General features: G+C 53.4%; 18 protein-coding genes and 1 tRNA gene. 16 read left to right on the top strand and 3 right to left on the bottom strand.

All coding sequences use genetic code 11. The features are described 5' to 3' along the window. Nucleotides 1-66: 66 nt before the first annotated feature. Entirely contained in the window at nucleotides 67-675 is a 609-nt protein-coding gene (locus NHM04_RS04945) for a DoxX family protein (RefSeq protein WP_254265932.1), read from the bottom strand. 180 nt (nucleotides 676-855) lie between these two features. Between NHM04_RS04945 and thrS the strand changes: the two genes are divergently transcribed. From thrS to NHM04_RS04895, 10 genes are all read left to right on the top strand, one after another. Then, on the top strand, nucleotides 856-2,796 hold the full coding sequence (gene thrS, locus NHM04_RS04940) for a threonine--tRNA ligase (RefSeq protein ID WP_254265931.1): 1,941 nt from the start codon (nucleotides 856-858) through the stop codon (nucleotides 2,794-2,796). 20 nt (nucleotides 2,797-2,816) lie between these two features. After that, nucleotides 2,817-3,356 carry a translation initiation factor IF-3 gene (gene infC / locus NHM04_RS04935; protein ID WP_254266596.1) on the top strand — a complete coding sequence of 180 codons (540 nt, stop codon included), beginning with the start codon at nucleotides 2,817-2,819 and terminating at the stop codon, nucleotides 3,354-3,356. A gap of 61 nt (nucleotides 3,357-3,417) precedes the next feature. Next, nucleotides 3,418-3,615 carry a 50S ribosomal protein L35 gene (gene rpmI / locus NHM04_RS04930; protein ID WP_020208979.1) on the top strand — a complete coding sequence of 66 codons (198 nt, stop codon included), beginning with the start codon at nucleotides 3,418-3,420 and terminating at the stop codon, nucleotides 3,613-3,615. A 33-nt stretch (nucleotides 3,616-3,648) separates the two neighbouring features. Continuing rightward, a complete protein-coding gene (gene rplT, locus NHM04_RS04925; RefSeq protein ID WP_020208980.1) occupies nucleotides 3,649-4,008 on the top strand; it encodes a 50S ribosomal protein L20 in 360 nt (119 codons plus the stop codon). A 141-nt stretch (nucleotides 4,009-4,149) separates the two neighbouring features. Then, the gene (gene pheS, locus NHM04_RS04920) at nucleotides 4,150-5,187 is read left to right on the top strand and encodes a phenylalanine--tRNA ligase subunit alpha (RefSeq protein WP_254265930.1); all 1,038 of its coding nucleotides are present in this window, start codon (nucleotides 4,150-4,152) and stop codon (nucleotides 5,185-5,187) included. 48 nt (nucleotides 5,188-5,235) lie between these two features. Next, on the top strand, nucleotides 5,236-7,611 hold the full coding sequence (pheT, locus tag NHM04_RS04915; protein ID WP_254265929.1) for a phenylalanine--tRNA ligase subunit beta: 2,376 nt from the start codon (nucleotides 5,236-5,238) through the stop codon (nucleotides 7,609-7,611). Nucleotides 7,612-7,621: 10 nt separating this feature from the next. Beyond that, nucleotides 7,622-7,930 carry an integration host factor subunit alpha gene (gene ihfA / locus NHM04_RS04910; protein WP_254265928.1) on the top strand — a complete coding sequence of 103 codons (309 nt, stop codon included), beginning with the start codon at nucleotides 7,622-7,624 and terminating at the stop codon, nucleotides 7,928-7,930. Then, the gene (locus NHM04_RS04905) at nucleotides 7,911-8,267 is read left to right on the top strand and encodes a MerR family transcriptional regulator (protein WP_254265927.1); all 357 of its coding nucleotides are present in this window, start codon (nucleotides 7,911-7,913) and stop codon (nucleotides 8,265-8,267) included. The genes ihfA and NHM04_RS04905 overlap by 20 nt, the downstream gene beginning before the upstream one ends. Before the next feature lie 120 nt (nucleotides 8,268-8,387). Beyond that, nucleotides 8,388-8,464: transfer RNA gene (locus NHM04_RS04900), tRNA-Pro, on the top strand. Nucleotides 8,465-8,632: 168 nt separating this feature from the next. Then, nucleotides 8,633-9,373 (top strand): SapC family protein, encoded by a 741-nt coding sequence (locus NHM04_RS04895; RefSeq protein ID WP_254265926.1) that lies wholly within the window; start codon nucleotides 8,633-8,635, stop codon nucleotides 9,371-9,373. A gap of 71 nt (nucleotides 9,374-9,444) precedes the next feature. On the opposite strand, the gene NHM04_RS04890 is transcribed toward NHM04_RS04895, so the two are convergent. Further along, complete coding sequence (locus tag NHM04_RS04890) at nucleotides 9,445-9,873, bottom strand: universal stress protein (RefSeq protein WP_254265925.1); 429 nt, start codon at nucleotides 9,871-9,873, stop codon at nucleotides 9,445-9,447. A gap of 128 nt (nucleotides 9,874-10,001) precedes the next feature. Between NHM04_RS04890 and NHM04_RS04885 the strand changes: the two genes are divergently transcribed. The 3 genes from NHM04_RS04885 to NHM04_RS04875 all read left to right on the top strand — a co-directional run bounded on the left by NHM04_RS04885 (nucleotide 10,002) and on the right by NHM04_RS04875 (nucleotide 12,299). Further along, complete coding sequence (locus tag NHM04_RS04885) at nucleotides 10,002-10,952, top strand: TIGR01777 family oxidoreductase (protein ID WP_254265924.1); 951 nt, start codon at nucleotides 10,002-10,004, stop codon at nucleotides 10,950-10,952. Nucleotides 10,953-11,079: 127 nt separating this feature from the next. Continuing rightward, a complete protein-coding gene (locus NHM04_RS04880) occupies nucleotides 11,080-11,568 on the top strand; it encodes an Hsp20 family protein (RefSeq protein ID WP_254265923.1) in 489 nt (162 codons plus the stop codon). A gap of 68 nt (nucleotides 11,569-11,636) precedes the next feature. Further along, a complete protein-coding gene (locus NHM04_RS04875; RefSeq protein WP_254265922.1) occupies nucleotides 11,637-12,299 on the top strand; it encodes a class I SAM-dependent methyltransferase in 663 nt (220 codons plus the stop codon). Here NHM04_RS04875 and NHM04_RS04870 read toward each other — a convergent pair. After that, a complete protein-coding gene (locus NHM04_RS04870) occupies nucleotides 12,282-13,277 on the bottom strand; it encodes a GlxA family transcriptional regulator (protein WP_254265921.1) in 996 nt (331 codons plus the stop codon). The two genes, NHM04_RS04875 and NHM04_RS04870, sit on opposite strands and share 18 nt — an antisense overlap. 128 nt (nucleotides 13,278-13,405) lie before the next feature. Between NHM04_RS04870 and NHM04_RS04865 the strand changes: the two genes are divergently transcribed. From NHM04_RS04865 to rimM, 3 genes are all read left to right on the top strand, one after another. Further along, on the top strand, nucleotides 13,406-15,304 hold the full coding sequence (locus NHM04_RS04865; protein ID WP_254265920.1) for a beta-ketoacyl synthase: 1,899 nt from the start codon (nucleotides 13,406-13,408) through the stop codon (nucleotides 15,302-15,304). A gap of 208 nt (nucleotides 15,305-15,512) precedes the next feature. Further along, nucleotides 15,513-15,752, top strand: coding sequence for a 30S ribosomal protein S16 (gene rpsP / locus NHM04_RS04860; RefSeq protein WP_254265919.1), 240 nt, complete (start codon nucleotides 15,513-15,515; stop codon nucleotides 15,750-15,752). A 14-nt stretch (nucleotides 15,753-15,766) separates the two neighbouring features. Further along, nucleotides 15,767-16,303, top strand: a complete 537-nt coding sequence (rimM, locus tag NHM04_RS04855; RefSeq protein ID WP_254265918.1) for a ribosome maturation factor RimM — start codon at nucleotides 15,767-15,769, stop codon at nucleotides 16,301-16,303. Nucleotides 16,304-16,319 lie beyond the last annotated feature (16 nt).

The raw sequence follows: 16,319 nt of genomic DNA, 5'->3' as shown, positions 1-16,319 counted from the left end.
TCTCCCTAATCGCGGGTTGGCAGCACAAAGCCTGCGGCATCTTTTTATGGGCAGAATATAGCATTGTTAGTGGCTCGGCTGGCCATTTAAGTGACGTGCGATCCAATAATCCAGGCTCAGGTAGCGCCCCGGGCCCCACACCAGTAGCGCCAGCAGCATCACCAAATAAGTGGCGGCGAATTCGATACCGTTGTTGAGTATCACAAGCTTGCCGCTAGAGGTGAGCCACTGGTAGTGGCCGTGCTCGCGCAGAATATCGCGGGCGCGCTCGAGTTTAACCGCGGCTTGTTCTACCCGCTCGTTGGCAAAAGGGGCGCCGGGGTCGGCAATCGCCTGCCAGCCGTACTCCCAGTGCACGGTCGTGATAGCAACCAACATGGTAACCATAAGGGGGAGAGCGATGGCGCGGGTTGCCAACCCCAGAGTCAGTAGCACGGCGCCGGCAAGTTCGGCTCCGGTGGCCAGTGCGGCGAGCAGCCAGGGGGCGGGTAGCCCCAGGCCCCACTCATTGTTGCCAAACCATTCGACCGTCTGGGAGAAGCTGCTCAGTTTGCTGGTGCCCGCCAGCCAGAAAACCGGCGCAAGATAGAGCCGCAGCGCCAGCCCCGCGAGGCTATCGATAGGCTTTAGGTGCAGGAGAAAAGACTGGTAGTGGTTGTAGACTGGTCGAATCATGGTGTTTCCTCGCCTGGGTGCTATACCCTAAAGACGAACCAAAGGGACAATTGTTACGGCGGGCGGTGGTGTGTGGGAGCGAGTTTTACTATACTGGCCGGCTTTTGGCGGCGCAGTGCGTCGAAAATGTATAAAACAAGTGGCCTTTGGTAGGGGTCACCACTGAGGAAGGACGTTTAAATGCCTGTTATTACCCTCCCCGACGGTTCCAAACGCGAATTTTCCCAACCGGTCACCCTGATGCAGGTGGCAGAAGACATAGGCCCCGGCCTTGCCAAGGCGACAGTGTGTGGCCGTGTAGATGGCGAGCTGGTTGATGCCTGTGAGGTGATTGACCACGACGCCTCCATCTCCCTGATTACCGGCCGCGATGAAGAAGGCCTGGAAGTTATTCGTCACTCTTTTGCGCACTTGGTAGGCCATGCCATCAAGCAGTTATTCCCAGAAGCAAAGATGGCCATAGGCCCGGTTATCGATGATGGCTTTTACTACGATATCGACTACGAGCGTCCACTGACGCCGGAAGACCTGGAAGCCATCGAAAAGCGCATTCAGGAGTTGATCAAAAAAGATTACGACGTTATCAAGGAAATGACGCCTGTGAACAAGGCGCGCGAAGTCTTTGCCGGTCGCGGGGAAGATTACAAGGTGGAGCTGGTCGATGGTCTGATCGAGGCGGGTGAGAAGGCGGTGGGGCTTTACCACCACGAAGAGTACATTGATATGTGTCGCGGACCCCATGTGCCCAATACCCGGGTGATGCGTCACTTCAAATTGATGCGCGTATCGGGTGCCTACTGGCGCGGCGATGCCAGCAACAAGCAGCTGCAGCGCATTTACGGCACCGCCTGGAATGACAAAAAAGAGCTGAAAGCCTATCTTCGCCGCCTGGAAGAAGCGGAAAAGCGCGACCACCGCAAACTGGCGAAAAAATTCGACCTGTTTCACATGCAGGAAGAGGCGCCGGGTATGGTGTTCTGGCACCCCAAGGGCTGGTCTGTTTACACCACCATTGAAGAGTACATGCGCAAAGTACAGCGCGATAACGGCTACCAGGAGATCAAAACCCCCCAGGTGGTGGATCTGAGCCTGTGGCAGAAGTCCGGCCACGCCGATAAATTCGGCGACGACATGTTTATGTTGAAGTCCGAAGATCGCGAGTTCGCCGTTAAGCCCATGAACTGCCCCTGCCATGTGCAGGTGTTTAACCAAGGGTTGCGCAGCTACCGCGATTTGCCTCTGCGTCTGGCGGAGTTCGGCTCCTGTCACCGCAATGAAGCCTCGGGCTCATTGCACGGTATTATGCGGGTGCGCGGCTTTACTCAGGACGATGCCCATATTTTCTGCGCCGAAGACGCCATTCAGGACGAAGTGTCGGCCTTTACCGATCTGTTGTATCAGGTATATGCCGATTTTGGCTTCAATGAAGTCATTATTCGCCTGTCTACTCGTCCAGAGCAAAGAGTGGGCGAAGATGCTGTGTGGGATAAAGCGGAAAAAGCGCTGGCCGATGCGCTTGATGCTAAAGGGCTGGAGTACAAACTGCTGCCAGGAGAGGGTGCCTTTTACGGCCCCAAAATTGAGTTCTCCCTTAAAGATTGCCTCGGGCGGGTGTGGCAATGTGGCACCATCCAGGTAGATTTTTCCATGCCTGGGCGTCTGGACGCCCAGTATGTGGCCGAGGATGGTTCGCGCCAGGTGCCGGTGATGTTGCACCGCGCCATCTTGGGTTCGTTTGAGCGTTTTATCGGTATTTTGATTGAAAACTACGAGGGCGCATTTCCCACTTGGCTGGCGCCGGTGCAGGTGGTGATCGCCAATATCACCGATAATCAGGCCGAATATGTGCAAAAAGTGGAAAAAACCCTCGCAGATCGTGGGTTTAGAGCGGTTTCGGACTTGAGAAACGAGAAGATCGGCTTTAAAATCCGCGAGCACACAATTCAGCGGGTTCCCTATTTGATTGTCGTAGGCGACAAAGAGGTGGAATCTGGACAGGTGGCCGTGCGTACACGCGATGGCAAAGACCTGGGTGTGATGAGTGTCGATGCCTTTACCGACCTGTTGGCAGCGGATGTTGCCAACCGCAGTCGGATTTTGGCGTCTGACACACAAGATTAATTGAACAGGAGAAAGACACTATCAAAAGAGATAACGCTAAAGGCAAATCCAAGAAAGCTCGTATTAACGATCAAATTGAAGCGTCGGAAGTCCGGCTGATCGGCGCCGACGGAGATCAAGTGGGGGTTGTCCCACTGTCTGAGGCCTTAAAAGTGGCCCAAGATGCCGATTTGGATCTGGTTGAAATAGCGCCTGATAGTACACCCATCGTCTGTAAGGTTATGGATTATGGGAAACACCTGTTCGAGATTAAGAAAACCAAAGCCGCTGCGAAGAAGAAGCAAAAGCAGCAGCAGATTAAAGAGATGAAGTTTCGTCCAGGGACGGAAGAAGGGGATTATAAGGTCAAGCTACGCAACCTTATACGTTTCCTTGAAAACGGGGACAAAGCCAAGGTATCACTGCGCTACCGCGGCCGCGAAATGGCTCACCAGGAACTGGGTATGGAAATGATGCAGCGCATCGAGACCGACCTTGAAGAACTGGCCACAGTGGAACAACGGCCCAAAATGGAAGGCCGCCAACTGATTATGGTCATGGCCCCGAAAAAGAGAAAGTAGTCGGGCTTTTAGCTGCCTAGGTTACTTATATATCAATCATTGCAAATGCGGAGTTTTTCTCATGGCAACAAAAGCTAAAGTACACTCTGGCGCCGCCAAGCGCTTTAAAAAGACGGCCTCTGGTTATAAGCACAAGCACGCTAACAAGAGCCACATCCTCACCAAAATGACCACCAAGCGTAAGCGTCAGCTGCGCGGCACCGAGCAGCTTAACGCCGCCGATAAGCCGTTAGTAGATCGCATGCTGCGCGCCAAGTAATTGGTTCATTTGAGAATTTAAGAGGAGTTTATTATGGCCCGTGTAAAACGTGGTGTAGAGGCGCGTCGTCGTCACAAGAAAGTTTTAAAAGCTGCAAAAGGTTATTACGGCGCTCGTTCGCGCGTATTTCGTGTTGCTAAGCAAGCTGTTATCAAGGCTGGCCAGTACGCGTACCGCGACCGTCGTGTCAACAAGCGCAACTTCCGCGCTTTGTGGATTACCCGTATTAACGCTCAGTCTCGCGCTGAAGGCATGACTTACAGCCAGCTGATTGCTGGTTTGAAGAAAGCCAACATTGCGCTGGATCGTCGCGTATTGGCCGACTTGGCTGTACACGATAAAGCGGCCTTTGCTGCCGTTGTTGCTCAGGCAAAATCAGCTCTGGCTGCTTAATCGCCGCAATGACGCAGACGGGCTCGCTGCCCGTGCAAGTACGCGATAAAGGGGAGGGCTGTTTTAGGCCTCCCCTTTTTTATTGGTCGCCAGCGCAAGCTGGATCTAAAACGTTAACGCACTAAATAATTGGATACTGCGATGGAAAATCTCGCCGCGCTGACCGAAGAGGCGCTCAAGCTGGTAGACAGTGCCGAAGATCTGGCCGCACTGGATAAAGTTCGGGTGGAGTACCTGGGCAAAAAAGGTCAGATTAGTGCTCAGGCCAAAATGCTGGGTAAATTGTCGGCCGAAGAGCGTCCCGCTGCAGGCGCCAAAATTAATCAGGCCAAACAGCAGGTGCAGGCGCGCATCGAAGAGGTTAAAGCCAGTTTAGAGCGCGCCGCGATTGAGGCCAAATTGGCCGAACAAACCATCGATGTCACTCTGCCTGGGCGTGCCCGCGAGGCCGGTGGTTTGCACCCGGTGACCCGCACCCTTGACCGTATCGCGGAAATATTCGCCCAAGTGGGTTACGAGGTAGCTGAGGGGCCGGAAATCGAAGACGACCAGCACAACTTTGAAGCTCTGAATATTCCCGCCCATCATCCGGCGCGGGCGATGCACGACACCTTTTATGTAGAAAACAAACATTTCCAGACCTCGGGTGGCAGCTATGTGTTGCGTACCCACACCTCTCCGGTTCAGGTGCGGGTGATGGAGTCCTCCGAGCCACCCATTCGAATTGTCTGCCCAGGGCGGGTGTATCGCTGTGATTCCGATTTGACCCACACCCCGATGTTTCACCAAATTGAAGGTTTGGTGGTGGATAAAAACATCAGCTTTGCCGATTTGAAAGGTACGGTCGATCAGTTTCTGAAAGCTTTTTTTGAGACGGATGCACCCGTGCGTTTCCGGCCCTCTTACTTTCCCTTTACCGAACCCTCGGCTGAGGTCGATATAGGCTGCACTCAGTGTCATGGCGAAGGCTGTCGGGTGTGTAAGTACACCGGGTGGATCGAAATCATGGGCTGCGGCATGGTGCACCCCAACGTGTTTAAAGCCTCGGGCATCGATCCGGAGGTGTATACCGGCTTTGCGTTCGGCATTGGCGTGGAGCGTATGGCGATGCTGCGCTATGGCGTGAACGATTTGCGCTTGTTTTTTGAAAACGATGTGAAGTTTCTGCAGCAATTTTAAGCCGAACCAAACACAGAAATAGCCAGACAGGCAAAGAGAATTGGAATTATGAAAGTTAGCGAATCCTGGTTGCGCGAATGGATCAACCCAGAGATCGACACCCAAGCGATTGTTGATCAACTAACGATGGCCGGTATCGAGGTTGACGCCACCGAGCCGGTAGCGGGCGAATTTACTGGTGTGTATGTGGGGCAGATTATCAGCATAGAGCAGCATCCGGATGCCGATAAGCTGCGAGTTTGTCAGGTGGCTGGACACCCTGATGGCGGTGAAGTGCAGGTGGTGTGTGGTGCTCCCAATGCCCGCGCGGGGATCAAAATACCTTTTGCCACCGTGGGCGCCAAACTGCCTGGTGATTTTAAAATCAAAAAAGCAAAGCTGCGCGGCGTCGAGTCGTTCGGCATGCTGTGCGCACAGACCGAGCTGCAAGCCGGAGACGATGATGACGGTCTGTGGGAGCTGGCCGAAGATGCGCCTGTGGGAACGGATCTGCGCGAGTATTTAAATTTGAATGACACCGTGATTGAGGTGGATATCACTCCCAATCGCGGTGACTGCCTGAGTGTGCGAGGCCTTGCCCGTGAGCTTGGGGTGATCAACCGCCACCCGGTTAGCGAAGTGGCCGCCGAGCCGGTCGCCGCCGCGATCGACAGCGAGTTGACTGTCACTTTGGCCGCCGATCATGCCTGCTCGCGCTATTTGGGGCGGGTTATACGCGGGGTTAATGTCAGTGCTCCAAGCCCCCTGTGGCTGCAGGAAAAGCTGCGTCGTAGTGGTGTACGCTCGATTGACGCCGTGGTGGATGTGACCAACTATGTGCTGTTGGAGTTGGGCCAGCCCATGCATGCGTTTGATCTGGCGAAAATCGATGGCGGCATAACCGTGCGCGAGGCTCGAGAAGGTGAAAAGCTAGTGCTGCTGGATGAGCAGGAGGTGGCTCTCAGTGCAGGCACGCTACTTATTGCGGATGACAGCAAACCACTGGCAATGGCGGGCATTATGGGTGGTTTAGACGCCTCTGTGACAACGGCCACCCAGGATATCTTTTTAGAAAGTGCCTTCTTTAATCCACTGGCTATCGCCGGGCGCGCCCGTGGTTACGGTTTGCATACCGATTCCTCGCATCGCTTTGAGCGCGGCGTGGATTATCAGCTGGCGCGTGCGGCGATTGAGCGCGCCACTGCGCTTTTGCTGGACATTGTCGGTGGTCAGGCGGGGCCTGTTACTGAGGCGGTTAATCAACACTTACCTGAAGCGATCGAGGTGGACCTGCGTCGAGAGCGTATTGTCAGTGGCTTGAACATCGAGCTGGCCGATGAGGATGTGGAAGATATTTTGACCCGCCTCGGGTTTGCGGTATCGGCTGGGTCTGAAGGCTGGCGGGCAAAGGCGCCCAGTTGGCGTTTTGATGTCAGCATCGAGGCGGATCTACTCGAAGAGCTGGCCCGTATCTACGGCTACAACCGCCTGCCTACTAAAGTGCCGGACCAGAGTATGGCGATCAAGCCTTATACGGAGTCGCGAGTTAAGCTGTCGAGCTTGCGCCGCCACCTGATTGCACGCGATTTTCAGGAAGTGGTTACCTATAGCTTTATCGATCCTAAGTTGGCCGCACAGTTCGAGCCGGAGATCGATCCGGTAGCGCTGCAAAACCCTATCAGTGCCGATATGGCCGTGATGCGCACCAGCCTGATCCCGGGCCTGGTGAGTGTGCTGCGCTATAACCTCAATCGTCAGCAGCAGCGTTTGCGTTTGTTTGAGTCTGGGCAGAAATTTGTTCCAGGGCCGCAAGGCGTGGCACAAACTCCCACTCTGGCGGGGTTAATATACGGTCAGCTGGCTGGCGAGAATTGGGCCGATGACGCACGTAAGGTCGATTTTTACGATCTCAAAGGTGATGTCGAGTCTCTGCTGGGGGTAACTGGACTTACTTCGGAGCTGGCCTTTAGCGCGGGCGCCCATCCGGCGTTGCATCCGGGGCAAACCGCTAAAGTCACCTTGGCGGGTAAAGAAATTGGCGTTTTGGGGGCGATTCACCCGGTGGTGCAGGACGAGCTTGATTTGCCGGACGGGGTTTTTGTATTTGAACTGGAGCTGGATGCATTGCTTGCAGCGCGCATTCCGGCTTTTAAACCTCTGTCGAAGTTTCCTGCTGTGCGTCGTGATTTGGCGTTGCTGGTGGACAAAGAAGTGCCCGCGCAAAAGCTGTTAAACAGCATCCAAGGTAGTGCCGGAGAGTACCTGTCGGACTTAAAGGTGTTTGACCTTTATATGGGCAAAGGCATTGATCCACATAGAAAAAGTGTGGCACTGGGCTTGACCTTTCAGCATCCTTCCCGCACTCTTAACGACGAGGAAATTAACGGGTTCATCCAGTGTGTGGTTGACGATGTAACCCAAAATTTCGGTGCAACACTGAGATAGGCGGGAACCTATGCCCAACGGTGCGCTGACCAAAGCGGATTTAGCTGAAAAACTCTACGAAGAGCTCGGTCTCAACAAGCGTGAGGCCAAAGAGCTGGTGGAGTTATTTTTTGAGGAAATCAGGCGCTCTTTAGAATGCAACGAGCAGGTGAAGTTGTCCGGCTTTGGCAACTTTGATCTGCGTGACAAGAGCCAACGCCCCGGTCGCAACCCTAAGACCGGGGAGGAAATTCCTATTAGTGCACGCCGGGTAGTTACTTTCAGACCGGGACAAAAACTGAAAGCTCGAGTGGAAACCTATGCTGGAACCAAGCCATAACGACGAATTGCCGGTTATTCCCGGCAAGCGCTATTTCACGATCGGCGAGGTAAGCGAACTCTGCGCCGTTAAGCCTCATGTGCTGCGCTATTGGGAGCAGGAGTTTCCCCAGCTCAAGCCCGTCAAGCGCCGTGGTAATCGTCGTTATTATCAGCGCCAAGATGTGCTTACCATTCGTCAGATTCGCTCTTTGCTTTACGATCAGGGCTTTACTATTGGCGGTGCTCGCCAGCAAATGAGTGGCGAAACCGCGCAACAGGATGCCAGTCAATTCAACCAGCTGGTTAGCCAGATGATTGCCGAGCTGGAAACATTGCTGGATGTGCTGAAAAAATAGGCAAAGCCTAAGCCCCTGATTACTAAGGCCAGACTCGCTAAAAAGCGTGTTGCAATCTCGGTAAAATCCGGTATTATGCCCACCTCATTTGACGCGCCGCTCGTCAAATGCCGCTAAAGTCGGAACGTAGCGCAGCCTGGTAGCGCACCACACTGGGGGTGTGGTGGTCGTGGGTTCGAATCCCGCCGTTCCGACCATTTCTCTATTCTTTATTGCTCTTTTTGCTTTCTCCCTTGTAATTGTTTATTGCGACCTTATATCCCGTCCTTGAGGTGGCAGCCTCTGTATAAGATGCTACTATGTGCCCCTATTTTTTGGATCCAGCGGCGCGGTAGCGTGCGCAAAATAACAATTGAGGTATCTACGTGACCAAGCAATTAATGATTTACGAGAATATTCAGCCGGTAACCAGCGATAAGCATCGCACTTTGGCCGTTAAAGTCACTTCGCACGACTTCGCCTCCGAGTTGACTTCTGTGCCTCTGCTGGCGACGGAAATTCCGTTCGCGGCGGCCGAATACCCGGTGATCTTCTCCGCCCCCAACGCCGAGGGCGAGCACACTCCTCTAGCCATTGTGGGTGTGCAGCAGGGTGAAAACCTGATGCTGAATTCAGAGGGCGCATTTGATGCCCGCTACATTCCTGCATTCATTCGCCGCTACCCGTTTGTGTTTGCCGGCGATAAAGAAAATCAGAACTTGACTCTGTGTATCGACGAAGACAGCAAAGCACTGGTACGTGATGGCAGCGAAGGCGAGCGTTTGTTCGACGATAATGGCGAGCAAACTGAGTTTTTGAAAGAAATTCTGAAGTTCTTGCAGGATTATCAGTACCGCGCCGAAATGACCAAGGCTTTCTGCCGTAAACTCAAAGAGTTGGATCTGCTCGAGCCGATGCAGGCCAATATTGAGTTTCGCAATAATGCCGACAGCAACATGAGCATTAAAGGTTTCTACACTGTGAAACGTGAAAAGCTCAAGGCTTTGAATGACGAGCAGGTGGCGGATTTGTTCAAGCGCGATGGCTTGGAGTTGATCTACGCTCACCTTAATTCACTGAGTAACCTGAACAATCTGGTAGAGCGTAAAAACGCTAAACTGAGCTAAGCGCTATGCTTGGGTTACAAAAAAGCCGGCTTGCCGGCTTTTTTTGTGTCTTAAATTCGCTCTAGAGGTGTCTAGGGCGAGTAAATTGTCAAAACATCCAAGCGCGCTGCCTTGACGATTGCGCTGGCAGAGATTGTCGTCAGCCCTTTCAGGCCGTGGTGTTCACGGTTACCAATAATTAATAAATCAGAATCCGTGTCGCGGCAAATTCGATGGATCTGCTGCGCCGGCTCTCCAAAGCAGAGCCAAATATTGTCCGCCGCAATATGGTATCGACTAAGCTTGTTTACTAGCTCGTCGCGCAGCATACGCTTCAACGTCCCTTCATCTTCGGCGCCGCCCTGGTCCAGCTGGCCCTCGCCAATTACTGGGTGGCTGCACACTTGTATAACCTGAACGGCGTCGGCAGAGGTTAGCTTCAGGGCGCGCTCGAGAAGTAGCGCACCGTCTAAGTGCTCTTCTGGCGAAATCGCTACGGTGATTAGCCGATAACCGGACATATTTAATAATCCTTCTACGATTAAAGGTGCATCTAATCTTGGCTATGGTGTCAATAAAAGGCAAACAGCTATGAACTCTTACCTGATTCGCGCGTACATTTACCCAATAAGCTGGAGTGGGGGAGTATATGTACGTATCAGATGAATTAGATTTGGCGCCCGTAAACGAGTCGCTGCAGGGTAAGAGAGTTCTGATTACCGGCGCTACCGGGTTTATTGGTCAAGGACTGGTCGCACAGCTACTTGCTCTGCGTGCCGAGGTCACTGTGTTCTCTCGAAGGCCAGAGGTTGCGAAGGCTTTGTGGGGGGAAAAGGTATCGCTGGGGTCAGAGTTTGTGCAGCTCGAAGGTGTGCACTTCGCTGGCATCGTTAATTTGGCTGGCGCGCCAATTATGGCTAAGCGTTGGACCCACTCGCGCAAGCAGTATTTGATGGATAGTCGCGTTGCTTTTACTCGGCAGTTATTGCAGCGCTGCGCGAACTCTGCGCCGCCGGATGTAGTTATCAGTGGTAGTGCCATAGGGTTTTATGGTCCTCAAGTGTGGTCTTCGGTTGATGAGTCGGCAGCGACCGGTGAGGGGTTTTCCGCCCATTTGTGCACCCAGTGGGAGCAGGCAGCGCGTGACGGTTTGCCCGATTCTACCCGCCTCTGTCTGCTGCGCACTGGCGTTGTACTGGACGCAGGCGGCGGCGCTCTACAGCAAATGTTACCGCCTTTTAAAGTGGGCTTGGGAGGTCCCATGGGCAGTGGTGAGCAGTGGATGAGTTGGATTCACCGGGCAGACCTGGTTGAGATGATTGTATGGTTGTTAGCGGATACGTCGGTGCAGGGGCCGGTCAACGCCGTTGCCCCCGAGCCTGTCACTAACCAGTATTTCTCCCAAGCTCTGGCGAACTGTTTGCGCAAGCCTTGCTTGCTACGCATGCCCAAATTCGCGGTGAAACTGCTCTGGGGGCAGGCCGGTGAGGAGCTGCTTTTAGGCAGTGCCAATATTGAGCCGCGCCAAGCCCTAGCCCATGGTTTTAACTATCGTTTTGCCAGTTTGAGCGAGGCCCTAAACGCCAGTGTAAAAAATTAAGAACTTGTACTTGAATTCGTTGAAGCAGACCTTAAATAAGCAGTGTGCTGGCTCGGTAGAGGGGCACAAAACGCCTGATCGTGATGATAGGCAACTTTTTATATATTGCTCTAATGAGGATATTGCTATGCGTAACTTTGATTTTTCTCCATTGTATCGTTCGTCCATTGGCTTTGATCGCGTTGCCAGCTTGCTTGACTCCCTGTCGCGCACTGAGCAGTCACAGCCAAGCTATCCGCCCTACAATATTGAATTGACCGGTGAAGACCACTACCGTATTACGATGGCCGTTGCAGGTTTTGACCGCAGCGAGCTGAATATTGAAGTGAACCAGAACAATTTGACCATCACCGGACAAAACGCGGCCGAAGAAGAAGGTCGTACCTTCTTGCATCGAGGCATTGCCGCTCGTAATTTCGAGCGCCGTTTCCAATTGGCCGACCATGTAAGGGTTGAAACTGCTAATTTTGAAAACGGGTTGTTGCATATTGATCTGGTGCGCGAAGTTCCGGAAGCTATAAAACCTCGCAACATTGCTATTGGTAATGGTTCTTCCGAAGCCTCTGTCACTACTGCACAAGAGGCAGTGACTCAGGACAAAACTCACGCAGCTTAAATGGTGAGGTTGACGAAAAAATGCCGGCAAAGCCGGCATTTTTTGTCTTCTAATTTATGTGAGAAGTTATGACGCACACATGCCCCCTGTGCTCGTCTCGGCGCAGTTGTGAGTATTTTTCAGAGCCCAGACGTTCCTATTGGAAGTGCTTGTGTTGTCAGTTAGTGTTTGTCCCGCCCCACTTTTATCTAAGTGCGCAAGCCGAAAAAGCTGAATATGATTTGCACCAGAACAGCCCTGATGACCCGGGTTATAGAAAGTTCTTGTCACGTGCGGTCAATCCGCTGCAGCAGCGACTAGCTCCCGGCGCAACGGGCTTAGACTTTGGCAGTGGCCCAGAGCCTGTGCTGCAGATAATGTTGCACGAGCTAGGGTTCTCGGTAGCAATCTACGATCTTTTCTATGCTGCAAATACTTCGGTGTGGGAGCAAACCTACGACTTTATTATCGCCACCGAAGTCGTGGAGCATTTGCACGCGCCAGGAGATGAACTGCAGCGTTTGTGGCATTGCCTGCGTCCCGGAGGATTGTTACTGCTAATGACCAAGCGCGTGATTGATGTGAACGCCTTCAGTCGTTGGCACTATAAAAATGATCCGACACATGTGTGCTTTTTTTCCGAGGCGACATTTAACTGGTTGGCTGATCACTGGCAGGCTGAGTTAACGCTGGTCGATAAAGATGTGGTGATACTGCAAAAACCTGGGGAGTCGTCAGTCAGTATGAAATAGCTTTGCTCTTACGGTGGCGCGGTAGTCGCTGGGAGTAATATCCAGTTGCTCTTTAAAGCGCTCGGTAAAATAAGCAGTATCCATATAGCCCACCTGGGCGGCAATTTCAGCGATGCTGAGGTTGCTTGTCTTTAATAACTCCTGCGCCGTATTGATGCGTACCTGGCGCAAGTAGTCCAGCGGAGTTGTGCCTGTTGCTTCCTTGAAGCGCCGGTTAAGGGTGCGCGTACTCATATCAAAGTGCTGCGCCACCTGGGACATTTTCAGGTTCTGAGCGTAACTTTGGCGTAGCCAGGATTGCACTTGCACAATTTGCTCGTCTGGATGGGGGTGGTCGAGATTTTCGTAAAATGCGAGGCTTTCATAGGGGCGGCGAATCTCGTGGGAGAAGTGCCGCTCGACATGAGTGGCCACGGTGCGATTAAACAGTTTGTGAATAAAGTGTACGGTTAAGTCGGCCAGTGAGTTGACGCTCGCGGCGCAGTAAATATTACCGGCTTTGGTAATAAAGTGCTGTCGCTTTAAATCAACCTTGGGATAGTCCCGTTCGAACTGATCAAAATAGTGCCAGTGGGTCGTCGCGGCTTTGCCTTCCAGTAGGCCCGCCTGGGCCAGAAAGCAAACACCGGTGCTCACCGCACACAAAGTCGTTCCCCTGGCGTGACAATCCCTTAGCCATTCAAGCAGTGCGCCTGAGCGGCGCAGTGTCGGCCTGGGATTGCGCCACAGCGCCGGTAGATAAATGATGTCACTTTTGTCTGTCTGGGGTAGTGGTCGGTCAGCTTGCCAGCGAAAGCCGGTGGTGCTGTTGTAGCTGCCGCGATGTTCGGCGGTGGTGGACAGCTTGACCACACAGCGCTTGTCACCACCGCGTCGTCTGTTGGCTAAAATGGCGGTGCGCAACATCTCCATAGGTAGAGCGGTGCCGGTAGCCAGCATATTTTCTGATAAAACAAAGCTGATTCGGGTTTCGGTCATGATGCTTCCAAAAATAAGAGTGTGGCCAGAATACCATAGCTTGTGGCGCAAATGTCCATGACTGTTCTGGATCGGCGCGCTCTACACTTTCAGTCTTGAATACAAGTCTGTCAGCCCGGAGTTTATCTATGTCCCGTTTACCTGTGATTGTCGGTTTTGGTGGTTTTAATGCGGCCGGACGCAGTTCGGGGCATCATGCGTTTCGGCGTATGGTGATAGAGTCGCTGCCAGCGGCTGAGCGTCAGCAAACACTTGCCGGCTTGGGCGTGATGATGGGGCTGATTCAATGTCAGGCCGGACAGTGGTGCGATGGTCAGGGTAAATCTCTGAGCTTGGAAGAAATTGAACAAACATTCGGGCCGCAAATTCTGGACGGCAGCCTGATCCGCCGTATTGATCCCGCGTTTTTTGATGTTGATGCCGCCGCTTGGCAAAAGAGTGCAACTCTGCAGGGGGAGGCGGGCGTCCAGACCTTTACTCTGAGCTCAAAAGATTTGCCCGAGCCTACTCCCGCTAATTGGCGCGTCACCGAGCTGGAGGGGCGAAAAGTCAAAGTGGAGGTGACCGGACCGGTTGAGGTGAAGTTCGATAGCTATCGCGATATTCCCGTTAAATCCGCCGGTCAGCTGCCTCAGGGGTTCGATCCTTCTGCACTTTACAATGCCCGGTTTCACCCGCGTGCACTGCAGTTATCGGTAATTGCCGCTTCCGACGCCGTGCGCTCGGTAGGCATCGATTGGGCCACCATTGCCGCCAGCGTAAAGCCCGATCAAGTGGGGGTTTATGCCAGTAATGTTATGAGCCAAATGGATGACAATGGTTTTGGTGGTTTGCTGCAGGCACGTCTGCGCGGCTCCCGTGTCACCACCAAACAGTGTCCGTTAGGTTTGAATAGCATGCCCGCCGATTTTGTGAACGCTTACATTCTCGGCAGTGTCGGGCACACCTCGGCCAATGCCGGGGCCTGTGCTTCTTTTCTTTATAACCTGCGCTCAGCGCTGGAAGACATCAGCAGTGGCCGCTGTCGCGTAGCCGTAGTGGGTAACGCCGAGGCCCCCATCACTCAGGAAATTATCGATGGCTATGCCACCATGGGTGCCCTGGGGGTAGAGGAAAAGTTGAAGAAAATTGATAACAGCGACAGCACAGACCCGCGCCGCTCCAGTCGCCCTTTTGGTGAAAACTGCGGCTTCACGATTGCAGAGTCGGCCCAGTATGTGGTGCTGATGGACGACGCCCTAGCGTTCGAGCTCGGAGCGGATATTCACGGCGCGGTAAACGATGTGTTTATTAATGCCGACGGGTTTAAAAAATCTATCTCGGCACCGGGACCGGGGAACCATATTACTTTTGCCAAAGCTGTGGCATCGGCTCGCGCGATCTTGGGTGACGAGGCGATTCGCAAGCGCTCGATGGTGCACGCCCACGGCTCAAGCACCCCGCAAAACCGGGTCACTGAATCGCAAATTTTTGACCAAATCGCCGCCTATTTTGGCATCGAGCACTGGCCCGTCGCCGCTATTAAAGCCTATGTCGGGCACTCATTGTCCCCCGCCAGCGCCGATCAGCTGATTGCCAGCTTGGGTAGCTTTAAATATGGCGTGGTGCCGGGCATTAAAACCATCGATAAGGTCGCAGACGATGTTTACGCCGATCGCCTGCACATACCAGTGGCTGATTACATGCCAGAAGAGCCTATCGATATTGCCTTTTTAAACTCCAAGGGTTTTGGTGGCAATAATGCAACTGCGAGCGTCTTGTCGCCGCGGGTAGTCAATCAGATGCTGGCCAAACGTTATGGCACTGACGCCTACACCGCCTACGAAAAGCGACGTGAAAGCACTCGTGCGGCTGCCGCGCAGTATGACCAGGCTGCGCTGCAGGGTGACTTTGGTACTATTTATCAGTTTGGCGAAGGCCTGATCGACGAAAGTGAGATTACTCTGGCCGCTGGCAAGCTGAACCTTCCCGGATACGTACATCCTATCGATTTGGATATGCCCAACCGCTTCGCCGATATGGTTTAGTGGCCCCTAAGGCCAAAATAAGCAGACGCCAGCCGCGTCGTGAGATCCGGTGCGGCTCAATCTGCACAAAAGTCGCGCAATAAAGCTATACAAAGCGCAAGCTTTCCCTTAGAATACGGCGCCTTTCGCGACCGGACAGAGGTCCGTCGCTTAAAACAGTTAATCGCGGCCAGGCCCAGTCTGGTCACACAACCACAGGAAAGTATTCATGGTAACTATTCGTCTGTCACGTGGCGGTTCAAAAAAGCGTCCTTTCTACCACCTGACTGTAACCGACAGCCGCAGCGCGCGTAACGGTCGCTTTATCGAGCGTGTTGGCTTTTTCAACCCAATCGCCCGTGGCCAGGAAGAGAAACTGCGCGTTGATCAAGAGCGTATCGACTACTGGGTAAGCCAGGGCGCTCTGTTGAGCGAGCGCGTTGCCAAGCTGGTTAAAGAAGCCGCTTAAGTAACGGCCCGGTTGTGGCAGGTTCTTCAAATCTGGTGGATGTCGGTCGAATTAGTGCCGTATTTGGCGTTAAAGGCTGGCTGAAAATCCAATCGTTTACTGAGCCTGCTGAAAACCTGTTTGAGTATCATCCCTGGTGGTTAAAAACCGCGCACGGGGTGAAGGCGGTGGAAATCGACGCCGCGCGTCCTCATGGCAAGGGTTTTGTTGCCCACCTTAAGGATGTAGACGATCGCGACCTGGCGGCTACTTACTCCGGCATTACCATTGCGGTGGAGCGAGACCAGTTGCCCGAGCTGGCTGGTGATGAGTATTACTGGTACCAGCTGCAGGGCTTGCAGGTCGTCAGCGAGTATGAGGGCAAGACCTACTCGCTCGGCAAAGTCTCCAAGTTGCTGGAGACCGGCGCCAATGATGTGCTGGTGGTTGGTGCCACCGACGACAGCATTGATGAGCGCGAGCGCCTGGTGCCTTATGTGCCAGAGCAATACGTGCTAAAGGTGGATCTCGATGCCGGTGTGATCACCGTTGCCTGGGATCCACAGTTTTAAAAGCGCCTGATCGGGC

Origin of the sequence: Gilvimarinus sp. DA14 (genome assembly GCF_024204685.1) — a bacterium.
GTDB lineage: Bacteria > Pseudomonadota > Gammaproteobacteria > Pseudomonadales > Cellvibrionaceae > Gilvimarinus.
The sequence above is the reverse complement of the archived record's forward strand: the minus strand, read 5'-3'. Positions and strand labels throughout refer to the sequence as shown.